This window comes from Georgenia sunbinii (assembly GCF_036421875.1).
Classification (GTDB): domain Bacteria; phylum Actinomycetota; class Actinomycetes; order Actinomycetales; family Actinomycetaceae; genus Georgenia_B; species Georgenia_B sunbinii.
This window is the reverse complement of record NZ_JAZGOL010000001.1, coordinates 294,805-320,930: the sequence shown is the minus strand read 5'-3', so window position 1 is coordinate 320,930 and position 26,126 is coordinate 294,805. Positions and strand designations below refer to the sequence as shown.

Sequence of the window (26,126 nt, the reverse complement as noted above, 5' to 3'; positions counted from 1 at the left end):
GACCATGCCCAACCCCACCGCCGCCATCCTCGTCATCGGTGACGAGATCCTCTCCGGACGCACCCGCGACGCGAACGCCTACCACCTCGCCGGCGAGCTCGGCAGCGTCGGCATCGACCTGCGTGAGATCCGGGTCGTGCCCGACACCCACGACGTTATCGTCGACGCCCTCAATGCGCTCCGGGCGGCGTACACCCACGTGTTCACCTCCGGCGGCATCGGGCCCACCCACGACGACATCACCGCCGACGCCGTCGCCGCGGCCTTCGACGTCGGCATCGACGTGCGTGCCGACGCCCGGGCGCTCCTCGAGGAGGCGCTGGCCCGGCGGGGATCCGCCGTCACCACCGACCAGCTGCGGATGGCGCGCATCCCCGACGGCGCCGCGCTCATCGTCAACGGCGTCTCCGGCGCGCCCGGCTTCAGCATCGGCAACGTCCACGTGCTCGCGGGCGTGCCGAGCATCTTCGTCGCGATGCTCGACGTCGTGCTGCCCACCCTCGCCGCCGGCGCCCCGGTGCACTCGCGCGAGGTGCGGTTCGACGTGGGCGAGGGCCGGGTCGCCACCCCGCTGCGGGCACTCGCCGAGGAGATGCCGCAGCTGAGCATCGGCTCCTACCCGTTCCGCGACGGCGACGTCCGCGGCACCAACATCGTTGTGCGGGGCACCGACCTCGCCCTCATCGATGAAGCGGTAGCCCGGCTCGAGGCGATCCGGGCGTCGCTCTAGAGCGCGAGCCGCATGAGCACCCGCGGGAAGCCGTTGAGCACCGAGGTGGTCTCCGCAGCCTTGGTGAAGCCGGCCCGCTCGAACAGCGCCCGGGTGCCCACGTAAGCCATGGTCAGGTCCACCTTCTCGCCGCCGTTGTCCACCGGGTACCCCTCGATCGCCGGTGCGCCGTGACTGCGGGCGAACGCGACCGCGCCGGCGAGCAGGTCGTGGGAGATCCCCTTCCCGCGGTGCCCGGGGCGGACGCGGATGCACCACACCGACCACACGTCGAGGTCGTCGACGTGCGGGATCTTGCGGTTGCGGGCAAAGTTGGTGTCGCGCCGCGGGTGGGCCGCGGCCCAGCCGACGACGTCGTCGCCGTCGTAGGCGAGCACACCCGGCGGTGGGTCCTGCCGGACGAGCTGGGCAACCCGTTCCCCGCGCTCGGGACCGCGCAGCGCGACGTTCTCCTTCGACGGGATGCGGTAGCTCAGGCACCAGCAGACGTTGGCGTCAGGCCGCTTGGGCCCGACCATGGTGCGGACGTCGTCGAGCTCGATCGCGGGACGGACATTGATGGTCATCGGTCGCTCCTCATCAGGACCCGGGTGGGTCAGGCGCCTCGCCGGCCGACGGCCAGGAACACCGAGTAGGTGACGCCGTCGCGGTCCAGCTCGGTGCAGTCCTCGACGGACACGCCGACGAACCCGGCGGCGCTCAGCTGCGCGGCCAATGCGGCCCGGTCGAACCCCTCGTGGCCGCCGAAGTCGTGCTGGTGGAATGAGCCGTCCTCGCTATCGAGGTCAGCGATGCACAGGTACCCGCCCGGCTCGAGCAGTGCGGCGAACCGGGACAGCACGAGGTCGAGCGCGTGGATGTGGTGCATGACGAGCGAGGTGACGACGAGGTCGAACCGCTCGTCCGGCGCGGGTTGGGTCTCCAGGTCCAGGTCCCACACCCGCGCGCCGGGCAGCACGCCGGCGGCCATCTTCTGCTCGATGACGCCGCGCATTCCCGCGGAGTTGTCCGCCAGCGTCACCGGTCCGACCCGCCCGACGAGCGCCTGCGTCACCAGGCCGGTGCCGGCTCCGTACTCGAGGACGCGCAGATGCGGCTCGAGCGGCACGGCGGCTGCCACCGCCTCGGCGACCTCGTTCGCGCGGAGCACCTTCTGCTCGTCGCGGTCCCAGTCGGCGGCCTTGGCGTCGAAGTGCTCAGATCCCATGCCCACACCCTGGCACCGATCCAGGTCGCGGAGAAAGGCTTGGCACCTATCCGGCGGACGTGTCGTCCGGCACGACCGGCTGCCGCAGGATGGTGCGCCGCCGCTCCGGTGCCACCCGCCGGAAGTCGCTGAGGTAGATCTCGTGGTGCCGGCCGACCATCCGCAGGCCGTTGCCGGGGATGAACTCGTGGTGCATCCGCTCGAGCACGGGCGCCTCGTCGTCGAACGACCCGACGTGCAGGGTCTGGACGCACTGGCCCTCGGACAGCGTGGCCAGCCGCACCGCGCCCGCCTCGCCGATGGACGCGACGGTGATGGCCTCCTCGATCCAGTCCGGCACCATGATCATCAGCGTCCACGACCACTGCGCCTTGTCCCGGGCCGTGGTGAAGGAGGCCATGTCCTCGGCCCACCACAGCCCCTCGAGCGGCGGGACGACGTAGTCGCGGCCGAGCTCGCGCTTGCTGGCGAACTTCAGCCGGTAGGCGACCGGGTAGAGCGCCTCGATCGCCGCGGTGAAGGCCGGTGACGTGTTCGGGTCCCCCTCGCCGTCGACCATGAGGTAGCGCCGGTCGGGCACCGTGATGATCCGCAGCTCACCCTGCTTCGCGCGAAAGCTGTCGAGCTCCTTCTTGAGGTCGACCTTCTCCACCATCGCTGCTGCTCCCCTGCTGCCGTCCGGCTCCGCATGCACTCCCGCCCGGCCCACCATCGGGTGAGTTCCGTCGGACTACGCCTGACGCAAGTTACCCGCTAGGTGCCACGCGCGCTGAGCTCCAGCCACCCGCGGCCTCCCTAACCAACGGGGCAGTTCCGTCCGACCATGCCTGACGAAAGCTCCCCGGACCGCAACGCGCGCGGACCGGTCCGTCCCTCCGGGCGCGGTCGCCCGGCCGGCCTGCAAGAATCTGCGTGTGCTCCTCGCCGACGTGGTCGAGACCTCCGCCGCCGTTGCGGCCACCCGCTCGCGCCTGGCCAAGCGGGCGTTGCTCGCCGACCTGCTCCGGGCGGCCGGTGCCGACGAGGTGGGGATCGTCGCCGGTTACCTCTCGGGCCGACCGCGGCAGCGGCGCACCGGCGTCGGCTGGCGCAGCCTGGCCGAGGTGCCACCCTCCGCCGCGGCGGCGACGCTGACGCCGGCCGCCGTTGACGACGCGCTCGAGGAGCTCAGCCGGCTCGCGGGCGCCGGCTCGCAAGCAGCCCGAGCCGGCGCCGTCGCCGCGCTGCTCGGTGCCGCGACCACCGCCGAGCAGCAGTTCCTGCGCGGGCTCATCCTCGGCGAGCTGCGGCAAGGTGCGCTCGACTCGCTGCTGCTCGACGCCGTTGCCGAGGCCGCTGACGTGCCGGTGGCGGCGGTCCGCCGGGCCGCCATGTTCAGCGCGCTCACCGGCCCCATCGCCCACGCCGCACTCACCGGTGGCGTCGCGGCGCTCGAGCAGTTCCGGCTGGAGGTCGGCCGGCCGGTACGTCCCATGCTCGCCGCCGCGGCGCCGGACCTCGCCGGCGCGCTGGAGAAGGTCGGGCTGCCGGTCGCCGCCGACGGCAAGATCGACGGCATCCGGATCCAGGTGCACCGCGCGGGCGACGACGTCACCGTCTTCACCCGCTCGCTCGACGACATCACCGACCGGCTCCCCGAGGTCGTCGAGCTGGTGCGAACGCTCGAACCGCGGGCGCTGGTGCTCGACGGCGAGGTGATCGCGCTCGGTCCCGACGGCCGCCCCCGCCCGTTCCAGGAGACGGGGTCGCGCACGATGAGCCGCGACGGCGCCGCGCTGCGCGGGTCGGTTCCGCTGACGTCGTACTTCTTCGACCTGCTCCACCTCGACGGTGAGGACCTCATCGACTCCCCCGCCGCCGACCGGTTCGCCGCGCTCGAGCGGGTGGTGCCCGCGGCGTCCCTCGTTCCCCGCCGGATCACCGACGACCCGGCGGTGGTCCAGGACCTGTTCGCCGAGATGCTCGCCGCCGGCCACGAGGGGCTCGTCGTCAAGAGCCTCGCGAGCCCGTACGACGCCGGACGGCGTGGCTCGGCGTGGGTGAAGGTCAAGCCCCGGCACACCCTGGACCTGGTGGTGCTCGCCGTCGAGTGGGGCAGCGGCCGCCGGCAAGGCATGCTGTCGAACATCCACCTCGGCGCCCGCGCCGACGACGGCTTCATGATGCTGGGCAAGACCTTCAAAGGAATGACCGACGAGATGCTCGCCTGGCAGACCGAGCGCTTCCTCGCGCTGGAGACGCACCGCGAGGGTCACGTCGTCCATGTTCGGCCGGAGCAGGTGGTCGAGGTCGCGTTCGACGGCGTGCAGCGCTCCACCCGGCACCCCGGCGGGATGGCGCTGCGCTTCGCCCGGGTGCTGCGCTACCGCGACGACAAGACCTCGGCGGAAGCGGACACCATTGACGCGATACGTGACCTGCTCCCATAAACTGACGTCACCCGACCTGGGCATACCTCACGGTCCGCGCCGTGGTCCGGCTCGACGACTCACCCGCGATAGGCGCAAGTGAGGCAAACTCGGGCGTCGACGATCCGCAAAATGCGGCATATCGCCTGGGTATTCACCTAGCGAATCCGGCCGATCCGACGCAAAGCGGGGCGGCGCCAGACCGGGGTCTACTTCCTGACCTTCTCAGGCCCCCAGCGAGGGGAACCCAACCCGTGTCTGGCCTTACCGTCAGGGCGGCTGCACTTGAGGAAGGATAGTTCCACGGATCGGCGCCTGGGAAGGTGACACAGGTCCGCCGGCAGTCTCGAATCGGTCGTCGTCGAGGACCACGTCAACCACCCTCCTGCAGCGAGCCTCATCGATGCTCGTTCTCCGGGCACGGATCTACCGTTTGCCGTGTCCAGCCGCCCGCCCCATCCCCACCTCACGTTCCGCCCGCCCGACGCGTCTACCGTGTGATGACCATGAAGCAACCGTTCGAGCAGGCCGTGCGACGCCACGGGCCGACCGTGCTGCGGGTGTGCCGCGCCGCGCTCGGCCCCGGGGCGGACGCCGACGACGCCTGGTCGGAGACGTTCCTCGCCGCGCTGCGGGCGTGGCCCGACCTGCCGGAGCAGACGAACGTGGAGGCCTGGCTGGTGCGGGTGGCGCAGCGCAAGACGATCGACATCCTGAGGAGCCGCTCGCGGCACGCCGTGCCCACCGGCGACCTCCCCGACCGAGCGACACCGCACGGCAACCCTGACGTCGAGGGCTGGGCGCTGTGGCACACCGTCGCCGCGCTGCCCGAGCGTCAGCGCCTGGCCGTCGCCTACCACTACTTCGGCGGGCTCCCCCACACCGAGACCGCTGAGCTCATCGGCGGCACCGCGGACGCCGTCCGCCGGGCCGCCGCGGACGGCCTCAAGAGCCTTCGCCTGACCTACCAGACACCGGAAGGAGCAGCCCGATGACCACCATCGACAACGTCGCAGCGGACGAGACCGCCGCCCGGTTCCCCGTCTCCGAGACAGACATTGCCACGCTCCACGCCCGGCTGGCCGCGAGCGCCGAGCAGGAGGGGATGCTCGACGTCGGCTACCGCACCGTCGACTCCCCCATCGGCCCGCTGCTGCTCGCCGCCACCGCCACCGGGCTCGTCCGGGTCGCGTTCGAGAGTGAGGGCTTCGACCAGGTGCTCGAGTCCCTCGCCGCGAGGATCAGCCCGCGGGTGCTCGAGGCGCCGAGCCGGCTCGACGCCGTCGCCCGGGAGCTCGAGGAGTACTTCGCCGGCGCCCGGCACGCCTTCGACGTGCCGCTGGACCACGCACTGTCCGCCGGCTTCCGGCAGACCGTGCAGCGCTACCTGCCCGGCATCGGCTACGGGCACACTCGGACCTACAAGGAGGTCGCCAAGCTCGTCGGCAACCCGGGCGCCGTCCGCGCGGTCGGTACCGCCTGCGCGACCAACCCGCTGCCAGTCGTCGTCCCCTGCCACCGGGTGCTGCGCACCGACGGCAGCCTCGGCGGGTACCTCGGCGGCCTCGATGCCAAGCGGGCGCTGCTGACGCTCGAGCGGGCGGCATGACCACCGACGCACTCTTCGGCGACGACGTGCTCGGGCGCCCGGCGCCCGAGCTGCCGCCAGGCGCGCACCACGTGCCGGGCTGGCTCACGCTGGAGCAGCAGCGGTGGATCGTGGCCCGCTTCCGGGAGTGGGTCGAGGGCCCCGTCCCGATCCGCGCCGCGAAGGTCCGCGGGCACGAGATGAGCGTGCAGACGGTCTGCCTCGGCTGGCACTGGCGGCCCTACGCGTACACCCGCGAGGCGGTGGACGTGAACGGCAACCGGGTGCTCGACTTCCCCGACTGGATGGCCCGCCTGGGCCGCAGCGCCCTCGCGGCCAGCGGCGACCCGCGGGCCGGTGACGACTACACCCCCGACACGGCGCTGGTGAACTACTACGACGGCGACGCCCGGATGGGCATGCACCAGGACCGGGACGAGCGCTCGCTCGCTCCGGTCGTCTCGCTGTCGATCGGCGACACCTGCCGGTTCCGGTTCGGCAACACCGAGACCCGCGGCCGCCCCTACCAGGACGTCGACCTGCAGTCGGGTGACCTCTTCGTCTTCGGCGGCGCCTCCCGGCTCGCCTACCACGGAGTCCCGAAGGTGTTCCCGGGGACCGCACCGGCGGGTTGCGGCCTGCCTGCCGGACGTATCAACATCACCATGCGGGTCACCGGCCTCGACGGCTGATCAGCACCGACCACCGACGACGAAAGGGCGCGCCCTCGTGGCCACACCATCGACCACTCCCGCAGCCGACCCGATCGTCGTCGGCGACGACGGTCTCGCGCGGCCTGCCTGGGCCAGCGTCGACCCGATGCTGCAGGAGTACTACGACACCGAGTGGGGCATGCCGGTCCGCGACGAGCGAGGGATGTTCGAGCGGCTCAGCCTGGAGGCGTTCCAGTCCGGCCTCTCCTGGGCGACCATCCTGCGCAAGCGCCCCGCGTTCCGTACCGCGTTCGACGAGTTCGTACCCGACGCCGTCGCCCGGTACGACGACGGCGACGTCGCACGGCTGATGGCCGACGCCGGCATCGTGCGCAACCGCGCGAAGATCCTCGCCACCATCGCCAACGCCCGGGCCACCGTGCAGCTGCGGGACGGCGGCGGCCTGGTCGAGCTGGTCTGGTCGTTCCAGCCGAGCGACACCCCCGAGCCGCGCACCGTCGCCGAGGTCCCGACGACGTCGCCCGAGTCCGTCGCGCTGGCCAAGGCACTGCGCCGGGCGGGCTTTACGTTCGTCGGGCCGACCACGATGTTCGCCCTCATGGAAGCCATCGGCATCGTCGACACCCACCTGCTCGGCTCCCACCGGCGAGGGACCTCGGGCGTCTGGCCACGCTGACGGCGGACGCGTCGGCCGCGTCCCGGTCGGCGCTCGCGCTCGCCACACGCGGCACGTCGCTCGACGGTGGTCGACATCACTGACCTCATCTCTCACACTGGTCCCCTATGAACACCACCGGGCGACGGCCCTCCCTCCCTGCCCTCGCCACGATCGGCGCCATGGTCGCCCTCACGCTCACCGCGTGCAGCAGCACGCCCGACCCGGCGCCGCCCGCCGAGGCGCTGGCGCAGGCGCTGACGACCGGGGACCCGGGCGACGTCAGCTGGACCGACGGACCCGTCGACGTCACCGCGACGCTCGGTGAGCTCGCCGAGCTGCCGCGCACGGTGGCCGTCACCGAGGTCGGGGAATCCCGGGAGGACGGCGACGGGCTGGTCGCCGACGTCGCCCTCGAATGGTCGTGGGACCTCGACGACGACGGCGAGACGGACTGGACCTACCCCACGAACGCCGTCCTCGTGACCGACGGCGAGGCGAGCTGGTCGGCGGTCTCCGACCCGGCGATGGTGGCCGAGGGCCTGCGGCCGGACGGCACGATCGTGCTGGTGCGGACCACCGGGGAGCGCGCCGACGTTGTCGACGGCAACGGCTCGGCGATCGTCACCGACCGGCCGGTCTTCCGGGTCGGCATCGACAAGACGCGCATCGAGGGGGCCTCGGAGGCCGACCTGCGCGAGAACGCCGAGGAGGTCGCGGCGCTGGCCGGCTACCGCGAGCCCGCCGGGTTCGGCGACCGGACCGTCGCCGCCGGGCCACGGGCGTTCGTCGAGGCGATCGTCGTGCGGGAGAGCTCCGACGAGGTCGACCTCGACGCCGTCCGCGAGGTCCCCGGCGGCGTCGCCCTGCCCGACGTCATGCCGCTGGCGCCGACCGCGGTGTTCGCCCGGGCGCTGCTCGGCCGCGCCGGGCCGGCGACCCAGGAGCTGATCGAGCAGTCCGAGGGCCGACTCACCGCCGGCGACGTCACCGGGCTCTCCGGGCTGCAGCAGCAGTACGACCCGACGCTCACCGGTGCTCCGGGGCTGCAGGTCGTCGAGCAGCACGAGTCCGGCGACGTCGTGCTGTACGAGCGTCCCGCCGCGGACGGCGCCGACCTCCAGGTGACCCTGTCGGTCCCGGTGCAGGAGGCGGCGGAGGCAGCACTGGCCGAGGTCGACGCACCGGCCGGCCTGGTCGCGATCCGCCCCTCCACCGGTGAGGTTCTCGCCGCCGCCAGCGGCCCCGGCAGCGAGGGGCACAACACCGCGATGCTCGCGTCGGTCGCACCCGGCTCCACCTACAAGCTCATCACCGCGCTGGCCCTGCTCCGCGCCGGCACCGGACCGGAGGACACGGTGATGTGCGCGCCGGAGGCCACCGTCGACGGCTACACGATCAGCAACTACCCCGATTACCCGGCCAGCTCGCTCGGCGAGATCACCATGACCGAGGCCATCGCACACTCGTGCAACACCGCTCTCGTCAGCTCCGTCGACCAGCTGTCGGCCGACGCGATGGGCGAGGCTGCCGAGGCGCTCGGCCTCGGCCGGGAGCTGGCCGGCGACTGGCCCGGCTTCCTCGGCAGCTACCCGCAGGACGCCACCGGCACCGGCCTGGCCGCCTCGCTCATCGGCCAGGGCGAGGTGCTCGCCTCGCCGCTGGCCATGGCCACCGCCGCCGCCTCGATCCAGGCGGGCGCCACGGTGACGCCCACGCTCGTCCTCGGTCCGGACGAGGTCGCCGACGACGCCGACGGCCCCGCCGCGCCGTCGGTGCCGCTGTCCGAGGACGAGGCCGCCGTCCTGCGCGGCTACATGGCTGCCGTGGTCACCGACGGCACCGGCATCCTGCTGTCCGACGTCCCCGGTGAGCCCGTCCACGCCAAGACCGGTTCGGCCGAGGCAGGCGGCGGCGATGACTCCCGGGTGGACTCCTGGATGACCGCCTACCAGGGCGACGTCGCCGTCGCAGTCTTCGTGCAGGGCGCCGGCCACGGTTCCGGCGTGGCCGGCGGCGTCGTCGAGGAGCTGCTGCGGTCGCTCGGCTGAGCCGTCACGGCTCGTCGCGGCAGCGTGACCGTAGTCCCCTGCCGTACCCGCCGGCTCAGACGGCCGGCGCCCCCGTCTCCAGCGGCAGCGACTCGTCCGCCGCCCACTCGGTGAGCGACCCGTCGTAGACGGCGACGTCGTCGCGACCGAGGCGGGCGAGCTGGAACGCGAGATAGGTGGCGGCGATCCCCGAGCCGCAGTAGGTGACGACCTGCTTGTCCTCGTCGAGCGCGCCGGCATTGGCGAACGCGGGGCGGACCTCGTCAGGGTCCAGCGCGAGGCCCTCGGCCGAGACGAGCTCACCGAAGAACACGTGGCCGCTGCCCGGGATGCGTCCGGGCCGGGCGTAGGTCGCCCGGGTGCCCTCGAAGGTCTCCCGGTCCAGCGAGTTGACGAGCTGGATGTCGGGCAGGTCGAGCGAGAAGAGCACGTCGTCCTTCGTGGCGAGCAGCTCGGGCCGGCGCCGGGCGGTGAACGTCGCCGCCGGCAGCGTCTCCTGCCCGGTGGCCACGGGGCGGCCGGCCTTCCGCCAGGCTGTGAACCCGCCGTCGAGGACGGCGACGTCGTCGAAGCCCTCCAGGCGCAGGTTCCACCACAGGCGGGTGGCCCACATGCCCACGCCCTGGTCGTAGACGACCACGGTGTCCCCGTCGCCGATTCCCAGCGCGCCGAGCTTGGCAGCAAACTCGACGGAGTCCAGCGCGGTGAACGTCGTCGGGGCCTCGCCGTCGGCAAGCTCGGTGAGGAGGTCGGCGAAGACGGCGCCGGGGATGTGGCCCTTCTCGTAGGCCGCGCGGCCCGACTCGACGTCGTAGTAGCCGTCCCCCTCCGGCTGGGTGAGGAAAGTGGTCGCATCGACGATCTTGAGGTTGGCGTCGTCACGGTGGTCGGCGAGCCAGTCGGTGTCGACGAGCAGCGGCAGCGTGGTCATGTCCGTCCTCCAAGGTTGGGTCCTGGACGACGACGCTACGTGGGTCACCGTCGGAGCAGCGCGGGCAGGTACCCAGCTACCAACAGGTGAGACGAGGACACCTGGTTCAGGCGACGACCGCCTGAAGGACGCGGTCGAGAGCCCGATGGCAGGCGTCGCGCGCCGATGAACCTGGTGGCTGCTCAGCGAGCCACAGTGCCGCCTCGTTCATGGCACCGGAGAGATGTGCGGTCATCGCGTCGAGCATGTCGGCGGCCACGCCCACGCCGGCCAGCGCCTGGCGCAGGTGCCTCACCGAGCCCGCGGTGTCGAGCTCCCGCCACTGCGCCCAGCCCATCACCGCCGGTGCGTCCAGGAGCAGGACCCGGACGGCCGGGGCCGCCGTGATCGCATCGAGGAATGCGTGGCTGCCGGCCCGCAGCTGTGCCACGGCGTCATCACCGGCCTGCCCGGCAGTGGCGACCGCAGCAGCGACGTCCGTCTGAAGCTCCGCAGCGACGGCGCGGAAGAGACCGGCCTTGCTCCCGTAGTGGTGGTAGACCGCGCCCCGGGTGACACCGGCCGCCCGGGCGATGTCGTCGAGGGATACGCCGGCGTACCCATGACCGGCGAAGAGCTCGGTTGCCGCGGCCAGCACCTGCCGGGCGGTCTGGGCGGCGGTCTCAGCAGATGCGCGTGCCATGGCTTCCTTTACGTACGCAGAGTATGTATCGTCGTTGTTTACATACGGAGTGTACGTAAAGGAGCGGATCATGTCAGTCACGAGTTTCTACCCGGTCATCATGTCGGCCGACGCCGGCGCGGCGGCGACGTTCTACCGTGAGGTCCTCGGCTTCGAGATCACCTTCACCAGCGACTGGTACGTCAGCCTTCGCCTGGGTGACTTCGAGCTGGCGATCCTCGATCGCGACCACGGCACGATCCCGGCCGCCTACCGCGCCCCCGTCCAGGGGTTGATCCTCAACCTGGAGGTGGACGACGCCACCGCGCTGCACGACGCGTTGACGGCGGACCACGGCTTGACCCCGGTCCTTGCACTGCGCGACGAGGACTTCGGGCAGCGTCACTTCATCGTCGAGGCACCTGACGCCGTGCTGCTCGACGTCATCCAGCCGATCGCGCCGACGGCGGAGTTCGCCGACTCCTACGCTGGCTCAGAGTCCTGACCTGCGCGATTCCCGCTGTCCCGCGTACTGTCGTCGCATGCAGGTGGGGCTGAGCATCCCGGTGATGGACGAGCCGTCGTCGTTGGTCGATCTCGGTGTGTCCGCCGAGGCCAACGGCTGGGACGGCGTGTTCCTGTGGCACCACGTCGTCGGGACCCCGGACCTGCCGATGCCGACGGCGGACGCGTGGGTCGTCCTCGGGGCGCTCGCGAGCAGGACCGAGCGGGTCCGGCTGGGGACGACCGTCACCGCGCTGCCCCGGCACCAGCCGCATGAGGTCGCCCGGCAGACGGTGACGATCGACCGGCTGTCGGGTGGTCGCATGGTGCTCGGTGTCGGCCTCGGTGAGCCGCCGTCGGAGTACACCGCGCTCGGCCGCAGTGCGGATCGTCGCCGGCTGGCGGCGATGCTCGACGAGGGCCTCGACGTCGTGTCGGGGCTGTGGTCGGGCGAGCCGTTCTCCCACCACGGCGACCACTACCAGCTCGACGACGTGCAGTTCCTGCCCACGCCGCTGCAGCAGCCGCGCATCCCGGTGTGGGTGTCGGCGATGACCCGCAACGAGCGCACGCTGGGCCGGGCCGCGCGGTGGGACGGCGTCGTGCTCGGCGCGATGTCCGCCGAGGGCACGATGGACGCACTGCCGCCCGAGACCGTCGCTGAGGTCGCGGCCCGGCCGGACGCGCCCGCCGACATCGTCGTGGCCGCGCCGGCAGGCACCGACCCGGCCGACTACGACGGCACCGGAGCCACCTGGGTACTCATCACCGGCTGGCTCGACGAACTGCGCGCGATGGCTTCTTCCCCGCCGCCGCGGAGCTACCGGCGTCGCTGATCGCGCGGCCGGTCGTCGTCGACGTCAACCAATCGTCCGGTGACATACTTGTGGACCACGCTGGCGATCAGGGTCTGGTACGGGATTCCGTCCTGGAGAGCTCGGGTCTGCTTGTCGCTCAGCTCGCCGGATATGGGCAGCATCAGTCGCGCGCCCTCCCCGGTCGCGCGCAGCAACGCGTGGAGGTCAGGTTCCCCGCCGTGTCGGTGCCGGCGGGCAGACTAGACCGGTGCGACACATCACCGACACCGAACGCCGCAGCCGACTGTCGCGCCGCCACGCGCTCCACCCCGACCACCGGCTCGATGACGCCGTGGCCGTCGCCCGGGCGATGACCGTCCTGCACGCGACCGAGGCGGCCACGGTGCACCTGGCCGTCCATGCCCGGGCGGACGGCGTCTCCCCCGCCGACGTCGACCGGGCGATGTACGAGGACCGGACGCTGGTCAAGCAGCTCGCCATGCGGCGCACCCTGTTCGTCTTCCCCCGCGACCTGCTGCCGGCCACGCTCGGCAGCGCGTCCGCCCGGGTGGCGGCCGAGCAGCGCCGGCTCGTCGCCCGCGACGTCGAACGGCACGGCGTCGCCGAGGACGGCCAGGCGTGGCTCGACGCGGCGGCAGCCGCCGTTGTCGCTCGGCTCGCCGGCGGTGAGCCGCTGACGGCGCGGCAGCTGCGCGAGCAGCTGCCGGAGCTCGCCGGCACGGTGACCGTCGACACCGGCAAGAAGTACGGCGGCACGTTCCAGGTCGCCCCGCGGGTGCTGACGATGCTCGGCGCCGAGGGGTGGATCGTGCGCGGCCCGAACGCCGGGCACTGGCGCCTCGGACGCCCCTCGTGGACCCTCATGTCCTCCTGGCTCGGGCAGCAGCCGGAGCCGCTCACCGCCGACGACGGGTACGCCGAGCTCGTGCGCCGCTGGCTGCGCACCTTCGGCCCCGGGACCGTCGAGGACGTCCAGTGGTGGCTCGGCTCGACCAAGTCTGCGGCGCGCGCCGCGCTGGCGGCCGTGGCCGCCGTCGAGGTGAGTCTCGACGGCGGCGTGCCCGGCTGGGTGCTGCCCGACGACGTCGACCCGGTCGAGCCGCCGGGGGCGTGGGCGGCGCTGCTGCCCACCCTCGACCCGACGACCATGGGTTGGAAAGGTCGCGACTTCTACCTCGACCCGGCCGACGTGCCCTACCTGTTCGACACCAACGGCAACGGCGGCAACACCGCGTGGTGGAACGGCCGGGTCGTCGGGGCGTGGGCGCAGGCGGCGGACGGCGAGGTCCGGGTGATCACCCGCCCGGGAGCCGCACTCCCCGCCGAGGGTCGGGCGGCGCTCGATGCCGAGGCCGCCCGGCTGACCGACTGGCTGGCCGGCGTGCGGATCACCAACGTCTACTCCTCCCAGCTGATGAAGCAGGCCCCGCTGCCGTAGACCGCCGGCCTGAGCCGGGAACGCTGCCCGATCGGCCCTTGACGTCGTGCCGGACGCACCGGGACGCTTCGAGCAGGTCGGACGGCGGTGCGCGTGGCACGCTCACGGGCACCGCCCCTGGGGGTGGAGGCGCCATGACCACGGTGGACAGGGACGAGGACGAGACGTCGACACGGGGGCCACTGGTTCGCCTCCGTCGCAACGTCTGGGCCTCCCAGGGCGGGTGGGCCGATCCGGTCCTCTGGTACGCCCGCGGGGTCGCCGCGATGAAGCAACGGGCCCTGGACGATCCGACGAGCTGGCGCTTCTACGCCGCCATGCACGGCTTCGCACCCGCCCGGTGGGCGGCGCTGGGGTACCTCGACGCCACCGACCAGCCGCCGAGCCCGGCCGTCAGGGAGCAGTTCTGGGCCCAGTGCCAGCACGGCAGCTGGTACTTCCTGCCGTGGCACCGCGGCTACGTCCTGGCCTTCGAGGCGAACATCCGCGCCGAGGTGGTCCGGCTCGGCGGCCCGGACGGCTGGGCACTGCCCTACTGGGACTACTTCGGGCCGGGACAGTCGGCGCTGCCGCCGGAGCTCGCGTCCCCGGTCTGGCCGGACGGGACCGGTGACAACCCGCTGTTCGTGCCGCAGCGGTACGGGCCGTTCGGCGACGGCAACGTCTTCGTGCCGCTGGACGCGGTCAACCTCGACGCGATGAACGAGGACCACTTCACGGGTGTGTCGAGCGGCGGCACCCCGGGGTTCGGCGGGGTGGACACCGGCTTCTCGCACGGCGGCGGGACCCACGGCATGATCGAGGGCCAGCCGCACGACTGGGTGCACGGCCTCGTCGGGGGCCGGGACGTCCGGCCGCCGCAGCTCGACGGCGTGATGTCAGACCCGCGCACCGCCGGGCTCGACCCCGTCTTCTGGCTGCACCACGCGAACATCGACCGGCTGTGGGAGGTCTGGAACCGGACCGACCCGTTCCACACCAACCCGACCGACCAGCGCTGGCTCCAGGGACCGGCCAGCCAGGGCGAGCGCCCGTTCGTGGCACCGATGCCGGACGGCACGACCTGGACGTACACACCCGACGAGATGACGGACATCGCGGCCCTTGGCTACGGGTACGAGGACCTCGCACCGGCCCCCGCGCCGGTCCCGCGGCGCGAGCGGTTGCGGGAGCGCGGTCTCCGCGCCGGGGTCCGAGGAGGTGCGACCGTGCCTGATGAGACGAACGTCGAGCTGGTGGGAGCGAGCGAGGAGCCGGTGCCAGTCACCGGCAGCGCGGTGGGCAGCCGGGTCCGGCTGGACGCCCCGATGCGCCGTCGAGTCATCCGCAGCCTGGCGCGGGCGGCCGAGGCGCCCGACGTCACCGCGCCGCCCGACCGGCTCTTCCTCAACCTCGAGAACGTCCGTGGCCACTCCGACGCCGCCGCGTTCCACGTCTACGTCGGGGTGCCCGACGACGAGGAGGCCACCGACCATCCCGAGCAGCTGGCCGGCAGCATCGCCCCGTTCGGGGTGAGCCAGGCCACCGAGGGCGACGACCTGCACGGCGGGCAAGGCCTCACCTTCGTCCTCGAGATCACGTCGATCGTCGACGATCTCTTCCTCGGCGACTCGCTGGACGTTGACAGCCTGCCGGTGCGGATCGTGCCGGTCCGGCCGATCGATGACGACGCCGGTCTCACGATCGGCCGCATCAGCATCTTCCGTCAGGGTCGATGACCGCGGCCGCGACGATGACACCCGAGGCTCGCGAGCGGCGGCGGATCCGCCGGCCGGTGCTGGCCGTCACGGCCGGCGCCTGGCTCGCGACGATCGTCATCGCCGTGGCCGCCGCGGGACCGACGGGACATCACCCGTCGGGCGTGGCTGCCAGCGCGCACACCGGCCACGACGTCGACGTCGTCGTCAGCGGTGCGGCCACGCACGCCGTGCACGAGTGGGGGCTGGCGTTCCTCGGCAGCTGGCTCCTCATGCTCGCGGCGATGATGACGCCGCTGCTCATCCCCGTGCTGCGCCACGTCCACGCCCGCAGCCTGCCGAGGCGCCGAGCCCGAGCGGTAGCGCTCGTCGTCGCGGCGTACGCGGCGGCGTGGACCGCCGGCGGCGTCGTGCTGACCGCGGTGGCGACGGCGCTGCGAGCCGTCGCGCCGGTGGGCGGCGCCGCGATCGTCGTGGGTCTCGTTGTCGCCGTCGCCTGGCAGCTGTCACCGGCCAAGCAGCGCTGCCTCAACAGGTGCCACGCCCACCCGGCGGTCAGAGCGTTCGGCCACGCTGCCGACCTCGCCGCCCTGCGCACCGGCGCGCAGCACGCCCTCTGGTGCTTCGGGTCCTGCTGGGCACTCATGCTGCTGCCCCTGCTCGTCACCACCTCGCACGTGCTGGCGATGGTGCCCGTGACGCTGTGGATGTGGGCCGAGCGGCTCGACCGTCCGACGCGGCCCTCGTGGCGCGGCCGCCTCCCGACGCGGGCGGCCCGCGCCGTCGGCTTCCGTGCCCGCTCAATGCTGCCAAGCGTGTGACGCCACCCGCGATGCGCGTCAGGCCACGAGGCGGGTGACCTCCCCGACCGCGCGGAGGAACGCGTGGAGATCGGGCTCGCCGCCCACGGGGGAGAGGATGACGGCGTCGGCACCGGCGGCCGCGAACCGTCGCACAGCAGCCACGACGTCGGCTGGCTGGCCCCACACGCCGCGGTCGTCGTCGGTCCCGCTGTCACCCAGCTCGGCTGCCACTCGCTCCTGGGCGCCGTCGCCGAACGCAGCGTGCACGTACGCGACGATCACGACGTCGCCGTCACGACCGGCGGCGGCGTGGGCGTCACGGACCCGCCGCGCGTGCTCGCCGACCTCCGCCGGACTGAGACCGGCGACGAGAACCGTGCCGTCCGCGACCTCACCGGTGAGGGCCAGCGTCTTGGGCCCCACCCCGGCGGAGTAGACCGGGGGCGGGCTCTGCAGAGGCCAGTCCAGCCGCACCTTGTCGAGGTTGACGTACCGTCCGGCCACCGTCACCTCCTCGCCCGCCAGCAGCGAGCGCAACGGCGGGAGGTACTCGCGCATGAGCGTGAGCGGCGAGGCCGCCAGGACGCCGGCCTGCGCCATCCACGGCAGCACACCGTGGCCCAGGCCCGGGTAGAACCGGCCGGGGAACATCCGCTCGATGGTCGCGATCTCCATCGCGGTGACCGCGACGTTGCGCAGCGGGATCGGTGAGATGCCCAGCCCGATGCGCAGGCGCTCGGTCCAGGCCAGTGCCGCGGCCACCGAGGCGTACGCCGACTCCCGGAAGCAGTCCTCCCACAGCCACAGCTCCGGGACGCCGGCGGCCTCGGCCACCTCCACCGCGCCGCGGAGCGCCTCCGGTGCGTTGTGGTACGGGCTGAAGACGGCTCCGATGCGGGTCACAGCGCACCGCTGGCGACAAGGTTCAACGTCTGAGTCATGGTTCGAGTCTGTCACGGGGCCACGCTGCGCTCAGTGCTCGGTGTCCTCGATGCGCTCCACGTCGTCGGCCACCGTCGGCACGGCTGGCGTCGGCGGCGCCGTGGGCGCCACCGGCGGGGGGAGCACCGAGGCGTAGTCGTGCTCGCTGGTGTAGCGCAGGAACGACAGGTGCGTCTCGTACCGGTCGAGGACGTCGTCGCCCACCGGCATAGGGCGCCCGCCGATGCGCGGCACCGGGGCCCCGACGGCGACCGCCTGGTAGTGGAAGTTTCGGTGCTCCTCCATGTTGACGACCAACGTGTGCTCGTCGATGCCGGTATCAGTGCCCGAGGTCGCCTCGAGCGTCGCCTGGTAGCCGAGCTCGCGGAGCTCCGCCGCGCCGGCAGCGAGCGCCGGCTGCACGGTGCGCGCCACCCCATGCGCTGACAGCCTCGAAATGCACCGACAGCGGGATTGTCAACGGGCCCCACCCACCCACCCACAAGCGCGACAGCTGGATTCTTCACGGTGAAGAATCCTGCTGTCGCGCTAGTGGTCGGGAGGAGGAGTGAACGGGGTTAGCTGCGCTTGCCGACCGCGCCGGCCTGCTTGGCTCCGCCCGACGTGCTGGCGTCGCCACCGACGGGGCGGCGGATACCGAGAGTGTCGGTGCCGTCACCGTCCCAGTCACCGACGTGCACCTCATCGCCCTCACGGCCGTAGGTCACCACGATCTCTGCCTCGCCACCACGCAGCGAGTTGTTCACGTGGTACGTCCGGCCGCGCTGCACCGCGAAGCTGTCGGTGCCGTCACCGTCCCAGTCACCAGCCAACGTGACATCGGCAACCCGGCCGTAGCTGAAGACCACGTCCGCGTCACCACCGGCGATGGCGTTCTTCACGTAGAACGTCGCCCCGCGGCGCACCGCGAAGGTGTCGGTCCGGTCACCGTTCCAGTCACCCACCAGCACCGCGTCAGCCTCACGGCCGTAGCGAACCACCTGGTCGGCCTCGCCACCGCGCAGCGAGTTCTTCACGTGGTAGACCGCCCCACGGCGCACCGCGAAGGTATCCACCCCGTCGCCGTCCCAGTCACCGACCAGCACGACATCGCCCTGACGGCCGTAGGTGAACACCACATCGGCATCTCCCCCGCGCTGGCCGTTGGTCACGTGGAACTCGTTGCCCCGGCGCACCGCGATGGTGTCGGTGCCGTTGCCGTCCCAGTCACCGACGAACACGTCATCGGCGAACCGGCCGTACCTGAAGAACCGGCTCGTCGAACCCTTCCAGTCATTCGACAGGTGGAACTCCGCGGTCCGACGATCCGGCTGCGGCTCGCCCGGGTCGGTCGGCTCCTCGGTCGGTTCCTCGGTCGGTTCCTCGGTCGGCTCGTCCGTCGGCTCCTCGGTCGGCTCCTCCGTCGGCTCCTCCGTCGGCTCCTCGGTCGGCTCCTCGGTCGGCTCCTCTACCGCCTCGGCGACCACGAACTGGCTCGTGGCGCTGCGCGTGACGTTCCCGCCGTCGTCGGCCAGGTCGACGTACCACTCGTACGTCGTCTCGGGCTCGATCCCGGCGAAGGTCACCGACGCCGCCTCGGCGCCCACCACCGCGACCGGCTCGCCCACCTGGGTCGGCGCGCCCGCGGCGAAGGTGAGCCCGGAAGCGGTCAGCGTTCGGGTCTGCACCCCACCGAGGTCGAGCTCGAGCACGAAGTTCTCCGAGTCGTCCCCGTGGAAGCCGGGGACGTCGTCCTCCGAGATCGGCGAGTGCCAGCGGCCGTCGGAGATCCACTCGTCCAGCCACGGCGAGTACGTGTTGAAGTACATCAACCCGTTCTCGGCGTCGACGCTGATGTTCTTGAAGAACTCGTGCCCGCCCCACGGGCGCGTCTGGTAGTCGGTGAGGATCCCGTAGGACTGCGACCCGTGGTCGGTCTCCCGCGCGGTCACGTAGCTGCCAGAGTTGTGGCCGCTGAACGTCATGACGACGTTCGGGTACGGGTCCACCAGCAGGTCGTTGATCCGCTGGTTGGAGAACGGCGCATCGGGGAACCGGGCGACGAGGTGGTGGTGAGTCGCGAGGACGATGGTGTGGTCGGGGTGCGCCTCGATGACGTCCTGCGCCCACGCGAGGGCCGGCGAGTCGTCGTCCTCCGCCGACCAGAAGCCGACGGTGAGGAACAGCAGGTCCGCGCCGTCGATGTCGGCCGTGTAGTAGTAGTTGTCGATGTCGAAGTTGTCGCCGAACTCAAAGGGCGTGCCCTCGACGCTCTGCTCGAAGCGCGACATGGGGAAGTACTTCTGCAGCATGAGCCGCCCGTTGCGGTCGAGCGAGTAATCGTGGTTGCCCCACGACACCATGTAGGGGATCCCGGCCTCGTCGAGCAGATCGGCGCTGTGGATGGTGTCCGACCACTGGTACTCGTCGTCCAGGTACTCGCGGTTGACCCAGTCACCGGCGTGGAGCACGAGCTCGGTCTTGCGCTCCTCAGCGTTCGCGACGATGTGCTCGAACATGTCGTTCATCATCCACGGGGTCGCCTCGGCGTAGAGCTGGGTGTCGGGCACGTGGTTGAAGGCCCAGTCGAAGTCCGCGCCGTCTGGGTGCTGCTCGTAGACGCGGTCCTCGGCCCACGGCTCCTCGACCAGTCCCCGCCAGACCAGCACGTGCAGGGTGCCGTCGGAGCTCACGACGTTCTCGTCGGCCCGGGCGGCGACGTCGAGCGACACCGTCCCGCCGTCGGCGTCGTGGTCATCGTCCTTGAGCAGCCACTGCCCGGCGTCGTGGTCGTAGACCCACGCCGAGACCCGGCGGTCGTCACCGGTGCCGGACCAGCTGAGGTGGAACTCCTCCTCGGCCGCCTGCTCCTCGGTCAGCGTGATCTCGTAGATCTGGAACGGGTTGGCGTCCTCCCCGACGGTGGTGGGCAGCAGGTCACCGGACTCCTCACCGGACTCGGGGGTGAGGCCGGCCGGCACCCGGTCCGTCGTCGTGCCGGTCCGCACGACGACGTTGTCCTTGCCGACGGCGGTGGCCTCGTTCGCGTAGAACGTCGCCTCCGTCCACTCCGGCTGGTCGGTCTGCGGCGTGGCCGTGAGCGTGAGCTCGGTGGCTCCCGGCTCGTTGCCGGACTCCGCGACCGTCGGTTGGGTGGGGGCGACGGTGTCGGCCACCTGCACACCGACGATGACGGCGCCGGCGGTCGCGTCCTCGTCCGCCACGCTCCGCGCACTCAGCGTCACGGTCTGCTTCCCGGTCGCGAAGACCGGGACGTCGAGCGCGAAGCTACCGGCGTCGACCGTCTCGGACAGCACCTCGCGGCCGCTGACCCGGGCGGTGACGACAGCACGCTCGCTCAGCGACCCGGTGAAGGTCACCGGGCCGGCCTCGACCTCGCTGCCGCCGGCGGGGCCGCCGACCACGAGAGCGACCGGCTCGTCGCCGCGCTCGACCTGCGCGCCGTAGGTGACGGCGTCGCCGAAGTAGTTCGCGTACCGGAACGTCTCGAACTCTGGGAGGAAGCCGAAGCCGGCGATCTGCACCTCGTCGATGGAGCCGTGGAACGGCGAGCCGAGCGAGCCGTTGCCGGTGTCGATGTCCCCGATCGTCGTGAGCACGCCGTGGTCGGACGCGGTGAAGCTGCGCTCGTCCTGGCCCTGGTACTGCTCCACGCCGTCGACGAAGACCGCGGAGGTCATGCCGTCGTAGACCTGGGTGACGAGGTGCGGCTCACCGTCGGCCGGGACCTCGACGGTCGGCGTCGAACCGCCACGGAAGGCCTGGACCGAGCCGTCCGGGGCAACGCCGTGGAAGAACGCCGCGTCGGAGCCCTGCCGCTGCTTGGCCACGACCGCGCCCGCGCCGTCGAGCGCCGCGATGTCCTCCGAGGTGAAGGAGTACACACCGCTGACGGTGATGGTGCCGAAGCCGCCGCCGACGTCGCCCGGGTACTGCAACCGCGAGCCGGCGAACTGCGACTCGAGGGTGCCATCAGCGGTCGCAGTCGCGGCGAGGTCCTCACCGACGAGCGTGCCGGTGTGCTGACCGGTGGAGTCGATGCGCTGCTCGCCGGAAGCGGTGTCCTGCGACAGGTGCTCGACGAGTGCGTAGCCGCCGCTCCACACGTCGGCAGGATCGTTGTTCTCGGCCCCGCCGCCGTAGTACGCCCACACGTTGGTGGTCGACTCGGCAGGAACCAGCGGCAACCTGACCCACACGGTCGAGGTGGCACCGGGCTCCCAGTGCTCCACCTCGTAGGACAGCGGAGCGCCGTCGTCAGCGGAGAACGCGAGCGCGTCCGCCTCGACCGACGGCGTGTCCTCGATCGTCAGCCGGACCGGGGCGTCGGTGAAGTCCCGCCGCGTGTCGTTGCGAACCGCGATGGCCTGCCGGGTGGTGGCGTCCGGGTCGGCCCAGCCGACGACGGACCCGTCGGTCGTCACGAGGCCGGCGAGCTGGCGCATTCGCAGCTCCAGGGCGCTGAGCTTCTCCAGGTGGGAGAGCGCCGCCCGCTGGCCGCGGGTGAGCGCGTCGACGGCGGCGCGGGCCGCGGTGATGGCGTCCGCGTCGTCGAGCGTGGCGTCGGCCGGGTCTGGCAGCGCCGCGAGGACTGCGTCCACCGGGGAGAGCTGCCGGTCGATGCCGAAGCCCTCGACGCGGGTCGGTGCCCCGCCGTCGCGGACCTGGAACAGCTCGACGGTCAGGCGGTCCGTCGTGACGTCCACCGAGGTGAACGTCTCCACGGTGCCCGCGCGCGGGGTGCCGAGGCGGTCGAAGAGCTGAAGGTAGGCCTCGACGTCGAACGCCTCGGACGAACTGATCTGCTGGTAGTGCTTCGCGCCCGCGGTGTTGGGCATGAAGTAGATCGTGCCCTCGGGGTCCAGGTGGTACTCGATGCGCTGACCGTTGACCATCTCGGTGATCTTGGTCGTCTCGACGACGCCGGCCCCCTCGACGCCCTCGGGGTCGTGCTCGAGGACCTGCGTGCGTGACATGTAGTGGTCGTGGCCCTGAAGGACGAGGTCGATCTCCAGCTCGTCGATCACCGGGACCAAGATGTCGCGCATGTTGATGATGTCGGCGTCGTCGGCGTGGTTGCCGGCGGTGTAGACACCCTTGTGCATGACGAGGATGAGCCAGTCGGCGCCGGCCCCGCGGGCTGCCGCGGCGTCCTGCTCCAGCCAGGCGAGCTGCTCGTCGGTGATGGACTGCGCCTCGTCCTCGTTGGTGTTGAGGACCATGAAGTGGGCGCCGTTGTAGGTGTAGGAGTAGTACGCGCCCGTCGTGGTGTCCTGCTCGTTCGGGTGCTCGAGCATGAAGTGGTCGGTGAAGGCGTCCGGTGCCATGTCGTGGTTGCCGGACGCCGGTGCGATCGTCGTCGCCAGCAGGCTGTCCTGCGCGGCACCGAGCATCTCGACCCAGTCCTGCTCGACGTCGCCATCCTGGACGACGTCGCCGTTGTGGACCATGAACTCGGCCTCGGGCACCGCCTCGAGGGCCTTGCGCATGGTGCCCGCCGCCAGCTCCGCCTCCGAGGAGGCCTTGGCCTGGGTGTCGGTGAGGTCGATGAAGGTGAAGTCGCCCTCGCCGGTCGGGGTCTCGAAGGTACCGCTGGCGCTCCACACCTCGGAGATCGAGTCGCCCACCCGGTAGTAGTAGGTGGTCCCGGGCTGCAAGTCGGAGGCCACCGCCTGGTGGACGACCTCGCCGTGCGTGCTCTCGTGCTGCGTGGCCTCGACCCGCGTGGTCGCGTCCGTCGCGAAGTCCGGGTCGGTGCTCAGCAGCACGGCCGGGGCGTCGGTCGCGATCGAGTGGTACCAGGTGAAGGCGCGCTGGGTGGACGGGTCACCGTAGAAGGTCGTGGTGATCCGGTTCGGGTACTCCTCGGGCAGGACGTACTTGAGCAGCGGGCGGCCGGCGGCGGGGTCCCAGCGCCAGTCGTCGGTGAAGCTCCAGCCAAGCTGCTCGTAGGTGGCCTTGTCCGCGAGCTGCGCGGGCGTCGTGTCGGTGCCGTGCTGGTTCTTGGTGCCCGGGCCGGTCACGGTCGCGCCACCGATGGTGATCTCGGTGTTCGCGAGGTTCTGGTCGGCCGACCAGCCGTCGTGGCCGGTGAAGCCGACGATGCGACCGGTGAAGCCGTCGACCGCGCCGGTGTAGCCGATGACGCCGTCGAGCGCGACGTTCCGGGTGATGGTGCTGTCCGGCCCGGTACCGGGGACCGCGCCGATGAGACCGGCGTTGACGCCCTCGGCACCGTCCCCGCCGCCGGTCAGCACGGTGACGTCCGCCTCGACGAGGTTGGTGTCGATGACCACGCCGTCGGACAGGACGCCGACGACGCCGGCCGCGACGCCCGCGGCAGTGACCGTGACGTCGAGGGTGTTGCGGGCGATGACCGCATGGGACGCCGTGGCAGCAAGCCCGCCGGCGACGTCGGCCGCCGGTGCGGTGACCGTGACGTCGACGAGCTGGACCCGCTCGATCAGCGCGGGGCGGTCAGCGGTGCCGGCGAGGTTGACGGCGAGACCTGCGGTTGCCTGGTCTCCGCCGTCGGCCGTGACGCCGGCGAGGGTGAGGTTGCGGACAGTCCCGGACAGGTCGCGGATCAAGCCGAGCTCCGCGGAGGCCTCGCTCGGGCCGTAGCTGAGGCCGGTGATGGTGTGGCCGCGCCCGTCGAGGGTGCCGTCGAAGGTGTCGATGCCCTCGAAGGGCTCCCGGCCGGAGAGGTCAAGGTCGGTGGTCAGCACGATGTGCTTGCCGCCGAGGAGTGACTGGTCGCCGTCGTTGATCCGCGCGGCGAGGAACTCCAGGTCGCCGGCGGTACGGATCTCGAAGGGCGCGGCCTCGGTGCCCGAGCCGAGGAGGAAGCTGCGGTGCGGGACCGGGTGGCCCAGCGCCTCGTCCCAGCGCCACTGGTCGGTGAAGTCCCAGCCGAGGTCCTCGTAGGTGGACTGCTGGGCGAGCGCCACGGGCGGGGTGTCGGTGCCGTGCTGGTTGCCGGCGCCGGGGGCGTCGGGGCGCGCGCCGCCGACGGTGATGGTCTCGTTGGCGAGGTTGTTCTCGACGACGAAGCCCGCGTCGCGGTAGACGCCGAGCACGCGGCCGGCCTCGGTTGTGCTGGCGCCGCGCCAGTCGACCTTGCCGTCGAAAAGGACGTTCTCGCTGACCTGGCCCGGGGAATTCTCGTTGTAAGCGCCCTGGTAGGACAGCAGCATCCCGCCGTGGGCGCGGGCACCGGCGGAGGTCACGTGGGCGTTGACGAGGTTGTTGCGGATCTCGACGTCGTAGCGCCCGTAGCCGACGACGGCGGCCGGGTAGCGGGCACTGCGGAAGGAGCCGTCGACCCAGTTGTTGGTGATGCTCACGCCGCGCTGCGCGTTGGCGGCGATGGCGGCGACGTACTGGCTGCCGGAGCTGAGCTCGGCGTTGATGACGGAGTTGCCGTCGATGACCGTTCCGCCGGTGGCGTTGATGGCGATGCCGGCGACCTGCGAAGCCTGGGTAACGGCCGCGCGGACGCCGTCGAGGGTGAGGTTCGTGATGGTCGCGCCGTCGAGGCGGCGGAACAGCGCGCGCTCATCGTTGTCGCTGCCGGGGCCGTAGGTGATGTTGAAGATCTTGTGGCCAGCACCGTCGAGGACCCCGCGGAACTCGTCGATGCCGCCGAAGGTGGCGCCGGCGAAGTCGATGTTGGCGGCAAGGACGTAGTGGCGGTCGCCGTACTGGGCATTGTCGGTGTTGATCGCGTCGGCCACGGTGCTGAGGTCCGCGGCGGTGGCGAGCTGGAAGGGGCTGGCTTCGGTGCCGTCGCCCATCATGTCCGGCAGCGGCGCTGCGGGGGTGTCGGGGTCGACCGGCTCCTCCGGCTCCTCGGGCCGCGGGTCCACGGGCTCGGGCAGCTCGTCGAGCACGATGCCCTCGTGTGCGTCGGCCGGCACCGGTTGCGAGAGCTCGGCGTCCCAGCGCCAGTCCTGCTCGAAGTCCCAGCCGAGCTCTTCGTAGGTGGCCTGCTGGGCGAGCAGCTCAGGAGCGGTGTCGGTGCCCTGCTTGTTGCCCTCGCCGGGCGCCTCAGGGCGCTCCCCGCCGACGGTGATGGTCTCGTTGGCGAGGTTGCTCTCGAGGATGTAGCCGGGGGTGCGGTAATGGCCGAGCACGCGGCCGGCAGCGAGCCGGTCCTGCCCGTTCTCCCAGGTGACCGCACCGCCGAGGAGCACGTTCTCGCGGATGTGGCTCTCGGCGTTCTCCTTGGAGTACCCGCCGGTGTACGAGTGCACCATCGCGCCGACGGCCTGGTTGCCGGTGGAGGTGACGACGGCGTCGACGAGGTTGCGCGAGACGTCGACGTCGTATCGGCCGTAGCCGATGATCGCGCTCGGGTAGCGCTCGCTGGTGAACGAGCCACGGGCCCAGTTGTTCGTGACCGTGACGCCGTCGTGGGCGTTGTTGACGATGGCCGCCACGTACTGCTGACCGGTGCGCAGATCCGCGTTGACGACGGAGTTGCCGTCGAGGACCGCCCCGCCGGTGGCCTCGACGGCGATGCCGGCGACGCGCAGCTGCTCCTCGACGTGGACCGTGAGGCCGTCGATCGTCAGGTCACGCACGGTGCCGCCGTCGAGCATCCGGATGAGGCCGCGGTTACCGTCGGCACCCTCGCCGTAGGTGAGGTCGGCGATCCGGTGCCCCGCGCCGTCGAGCACTCCCTCGAACCGGTCGATGCCGGGGAACGAGGCGCCGTCGAGGTCGATGTCGGCCGCCAGCCGATAATGCTGGTCGCCGTAGTCGGCATTGGCCGTGTTGATGGCGTCGGTGACCGCGAAGAGGTCCGCGGTCGAGGCGATGAGGAAGGGGTCTTCCTCGGTACCGACGCCGGCGATCCCCTGGAGGGGCTCGACGGCGTGGGCCGCGGGGGTGACCAGGGCGAGGGCGAAGGCCGAGGTGAGCACGAGGCCCACGACCCGGCGGAATGGCGCACGAAGCGGCATGCGGGGACAGCTCCAAGTTCTACGGGGCGTGCCCTGGTGTGGAGGGACGGGCA

Annotated in this window: 21 protein-coding genes; 12 read left to right on the top strand and 9 right to left on the bottom strand. The window is 71.8% G+C overall.

The window, feature by feature from the left end:
* The first annotated feature begins 4 nt into the window (after positions 1-4).
* Positions 5-730, top strand: a complete 726-nt coding sequence (locus V2J52_RS01540) for a competence/damage-inducible protein A (protein ID WP_331225894.1) — start codon at positions 5-7, stop codon at positions 728-730.
* Here V2J52_RS01540 and V2J52_RS01535 read toward each other — a convergent pair.
* The 3 genes from V2J52_RS01535 to V2J52_RS01525 are packed head-to-tail and all read right to left on the bottom strand — an operon-like array spanning position 727 to position 2,592.
* Entirely contained in the window at positions 727-1,296 is a 570-nt protein-coding gene (locus tag V2J52_RS01535; RefSeq protein WP_331225893.1) for a GNAT family N-acetyltransferase, read from the bottom strand. The genes V2J52_RS01540 and V2J52_RS01535 overlap by 4 nt on opposite strands.
* Positions 1,297-1,325: 29 nt before the next feature.
* Positions 1,326-1,937 carry a class I SAM-dependent methyltransferase gene (locus V2J52_RS01530; RefSeq protein ID WP_331225892.1) on the bottom strand — a complete coding sequence of 204 codons (612 nt, stop codon included), beginning with the start codon at positions 1,935-1,937 and terminating at the stop codon, positions 1,326-1,328.
* Between the two features lie 46 nt (positions 1,938-1,983).
* The gene (locus V2J52_RS01525) at positions 1,984-2,592 is read right to left on the bottom strand and encodes a GyrI-like domain-containing protein (RefSeq protein ID WP_331226473.1); all 609 of its coding nucleotides are present in this window, start codon (positions 2,590-2,592) and stop codon (positions 1,984-1,986) included.
* Between the two features lie 259 nt (positions 2,593-2,851).
* On the opposite strand from V2J52_RS01525, the gene V2J52_RS01520 reads away from it, so the two are divergent.
* From V2J52_RS01520 to V2J52_RS01495, 6 genes are all read left to right on the top strand, one after another.
* A complete protein-coding gene (locus tag V2J52_RS01520) occupies positions 2,852-4,366 on the top strand; it encodes an ATP-dependent DNA ligase (protein ID WP_331225891.1) in 1,515 nt (504 codons plus the stop codon).
* Between the two features lie 485 nt (positions 4,367-4,851).
* Positions 4,852-5,340 (top strand): RNA polymerase sigma factor, encoded by a 489-nt coding sequence (locus tag V2J52_RS01515; RefSeq protein ID WP_331225890.1) that lies wholly within the window; start codon positions 4,852-4,854, stop codon positions 5,338-5,340.
* Positions 5,337-5,954, top strand: coding sequence for a methylated-DNA--[protein]-cysteine S-methyltransferase (locus V2J52_RS01510; protein ID WP_331225889.1), 618 nt, complete (start codon positions 5,337-5,339; stop codon positions 5,952-5,954). Before V2J52_RS01515 ends, V2J52_RS01510 begins: the two co-directional genes overlap by 4 nt.
* Complete coding sequence (locus V2J52_RS01505; protein WP_331225888.1) at positions 5,951-6,625, top strand: alpha-ketoglutarate-dependent dioxygenase AlkB family protein; 675 nt, start codon at positions 5,951-5,953, stop codon at positions 6,623-6,625. The genes V2J52_RS01510 and V2J52_RS01505 overlap by 4 nt, the downstream gene beginning before the upstream one ends.
* A 37-nt stretch (positions 6,626-6,662) precedes the next feature.
* The gene (locus V2J52_RS01500) at positions 6,663-7,283 is read left to right on the top strand and encodes a DNA-3-methyladenine glycosylase I (RefSeq protein WP_331225887.1); all 621 of its coding nucleotides are present in this window, start codon (positions 6,663-6,665) and stop codon (positions 7,281-7,283) included.
* A gap of 107 nt (positions 7,284-7,390) precedes the next feature.
* Positions 7,391-9,313: a penicillin-binding transpeptidase domain-containing protein gene (locus V2J52_RS01495; RefSeq protein WP_331225886.1), complete on the top strand. Its 1,923-nt coding sequence runs from the start codon at positions 7,391-7,393 to the stop codon at positions 9,311-9,313.
* Positions 9,314-9,368: 55 nt separating this feature from the next.
* On the opposite strand, the gene V2J52_RS01490 is transcribed toward V2J52_RS01495, so the two are convergent.
* Both V2J52_RS01490 and V2J52_RS01485 read right to left on the bottom strand, forming a co-directional pair.
* Positions 9,369-10,244, bottom strand: coding sequence for a sulfurtransferase (locus V2J52_RS01490; protein ID WP_331225885.1), 876 nt, complete (start codon positions 10,242-10,244; stop codon positions 9,369-9,371).
* A gap of 106 nt (positions 10,245-10,350) precedes the next feature.
* Complete coding sequence (locus V2J52_RS01485) at positions 10,351-10,926, bottom strand: TetR family transcriptional regulator (RefSeq protein ID WP_331225884.1); 576 nt, start codon at positions 10,924-10,926, stop codon at positions 10,351-10,353.
* Between the two features lie 70 nt (positions 10,927-10,996).
* On the opposite strand from V2J52_RS01485, the gene V2J52_RS01480 reads away from it, so the two are divergent.
* Together V2J52_RS01480 and V2J52_RS01475 are read left to right on the top strand one after the other, a co-directional pair.
* On the top strand, positions 10,997-11,410 hold the full coding sequence (locus tag V2J52_RS01480; RefSeq protein WP_331225883.1) for a VOC family protein: 414 nt from the start codon (positions 10,997-10,999) through the stop codon (positions 11,408-11,410).
* 37 nt (positions 11,411-11,447) lie between these two features.
* On the top strand, positions 11,448-12,245 hold the full coding sequence (locus tag V2J52_RS01475) for an LLM class flavin-dependent oxidoreductase (RefSeq protein WP_331225882.1): 798 nt from the start codon (positions 11,448-11,450) through the stop codon (positions 12,243-12,245).
* Here V2J52_RS01475 and V2J52_RS01470 read toward each other — a convergent pair.
* Positions 12,230-12,421 carry a hypothetical protein gene (locus V2J52_RS01470; RefSeq protein ID WP_331225881.1) on the bottom strand — a complete coding sequence of 64 codons (192 nt, stop codon included), beginning with the start codon at positions 12,419-12,421 and terminating at the stop codon, positions 12,230-12,232. The two genes, V2J52_RS01475 and V2J52_RS01470, sit on opposite strands and share 16 nt — an antisense overlap.
* A gap of 53 nt (positions 12,422-12,474) precedes the next feature.
* Here V2J52_RS01470 and V2J52_RS01465 point away from each other — a divergent pair, with 53 nt between their 5' ends.
* The 3 genes from V2J52_RS01465 (at position 12,475) to V2J52_RS01455 (ending at position 16,183) form a co-directional block, all read left to right on the top strand.
* Entirely contained in the window at positions 12,475-13,665 is a 1,191-nt protein-coding gene (locus V2J52_RS01465; RefSeq protein ID WP_331225880.1) for a winged helix DNA-binding domain-containing protein, read from the top strand.
* Positions 13,666-13,799: 134 nt separating this feature from the next.
* On the top strand, positions 13,800-15,383 hold the full coding sequence (locus V2J52_RS01460) for a tyrosinase family protein (protein ID WP_331225879.1): 1,584 nt from the start codon (positions 13,800-13,802) through the stop codon (positions 15,381-15,383).
* Complete coding sequence (locus tag V2J52_RS01455; protein ID WP_331225878.1) at positions 15,380-16,183, top strand: copper chaperone; 804 nt, start codon at positions 15,380-15,382, stop codon at positions 16,181-16,183. Before V2J52_RS01460 ends, V2J52_RS01455 begins: the two co-directional genes overlap by 4 nt.
* An 18-nt stretch (positions 16,184-16,201) precedes the next feature.
* On the opposite strand, the gene V2J52_RS01450 is transcribed toward V2J52_RS01455, so the two are convergent.
* The 3 genes from V2J52_RS01450 to V2J52_RS01440 all read right to left on the bottom strand — a co-directional run bounded on the left by V2J52_RS01450 (position 16,202) and on the right by V2J52_RS01440 (position 26,073).
* Positions 16,202-17,068, bottom strand: coding sequence for an LLM class flavin-dependent oxidoreductase (locus tag V2J52_RS01450; protein WP_331225877.1), 867 nt, complete (start codon positions 17,066-17,068; stop codon positions 16,202-16,204).
* Between the two features lie 69 nt (positions 17,069-17,137).
* A complete protein-coding gene (locus V2J52_RS01445; RefSeq protein ID WP_331225876.1) occupies positions 17,138-17,521 on the bottom strand; it encodes a hypothetical protein in 384 nt (127 codons plus the stop codon).
* A 143-nt stretch (positions 17,522-17,664) separates the two neighbouring features.
* Positions 17,665-26,073, bottom strand: coding sequence for a DUF2341 domain-containing protein (locus V2J52_RS01440; RefSeq protein WP_331225875.1), 8,409 nt, complete (start codon positions 26,071-26,073; stop codon positions 17,665-17,667).
* Between the last annotated feature and the right edge of the window lie 53 nt (positions 26,074-26,126).

Excerpts from the sequence above, each read along its gene's own strand:
- V2J52_RS01540 (WP_331225894.1), top strand. The coding sequence starts at position 5 with ATGCCCAACCCCACCGCCGCCATCCTCGTCATCGGTGACGAGATCCTC.
- V2J52_RS01535 (WP_331225893.1), bottom strand. The coding sequence starts at position 1,296 with ATGACCATCAATGTCCGTCCCGCGATCGAGCTCGACGACGTCCGCACC.
- V2J52_RS01530 (WP_331225892.1), bottom strand. The coding sequence starts at position 1,937 with ATGGGATCTGAGCACTTCGACGCCAAGGCCGCCGACTGGGACCGCGAC.
- V2J52_RS01525 (WP_331226473.1), bottom strand. The coding sequence starts at position 2,592 with ATGGTGGAGAAGGTCGACCTCAAGAAGGAGCTCGACAGCTTTCGCGCG.
- V2J52_RS01515 (WP_331225890.1), top strand. The coding sequence starts at position 4,852 with ATGAAGCAACCGTTCGAGCAGGCCGTGCGACGCCACGGGCCGACCGTG.
- V2J52_RS01510 (WP_331225889.1), top strand. The coding sequence starts at position 5,337 with ATGACCACCATCGACAACGTCGCAGCGGACGAGACCGCCGCCCGGTTC.
- V2J52_RS01505 (WP_331225888.1), top strand. The coding sequence starts at position 5,951 with ATGACCACCGACGCACTCTTCGGCGACGACGTGCTCGGGCGCCCGGCG.
- V2J52_RS01495 (WP_331225886.1), top strand. The coding sequence starts at position 7,391 with ATGAACACCACCGGGCGACGGCCCTCCCTCCCTGCCCTCGCCACGATC.
- V2J52_RS01490 (WP_331225885.1), bottom strand. The coding sequence starts at position 10,244 with ATGACCACGCTGCCGCTGCTCGTCGACACCGACTGGCTCGCCGACCAC.
- V2J52_RS01485 (WP_331225884.1), bottom strand. The coding sequence starts at position 10,926 with ATGGCACGCGCATCTGCTGAGACCGCCGCCCAGACCGCCCGGCAGGTG.
- V2J52_RS01480 (WP_331225883.1), top strand. The coding sequence starts at position 10,997 with ATGTCAGTCACGAGTTTCTACCCGGTCATCATGTCGGCCGACGCCGGC.
- V2J52_RS01475 (WP_331225882.1), top strand. The coding sequence starts at position 11,448 with ATGCAGGTGGGGCTGAGCATCCCGGTGATGGACGAGCCGTCGTCGTTG.
- V2J52_RS01460 (WP_331225879.1), top strand. The coding sequence starts at position 13,800 with ATGACCACGGTGGACAGGGACGAGGACGAGACGTCGACACGGGGGCCA.
- V2J52_RS01455 (WP_331225878.1), top strand. The coding sequence starts at position 15,380 with ATGACCGCGGCCGCGACGATGACACCCGAGGCTCGCGAGCGGCGGCGG.
- V2J52_RS01440 (WP_331225875.1), bottom strand. The coding sequence starts at position 26,073 with ATGCCGCTTCGTGCGCCATTCCGCCGGGTCGTGGGCCTCGTGCTCACC.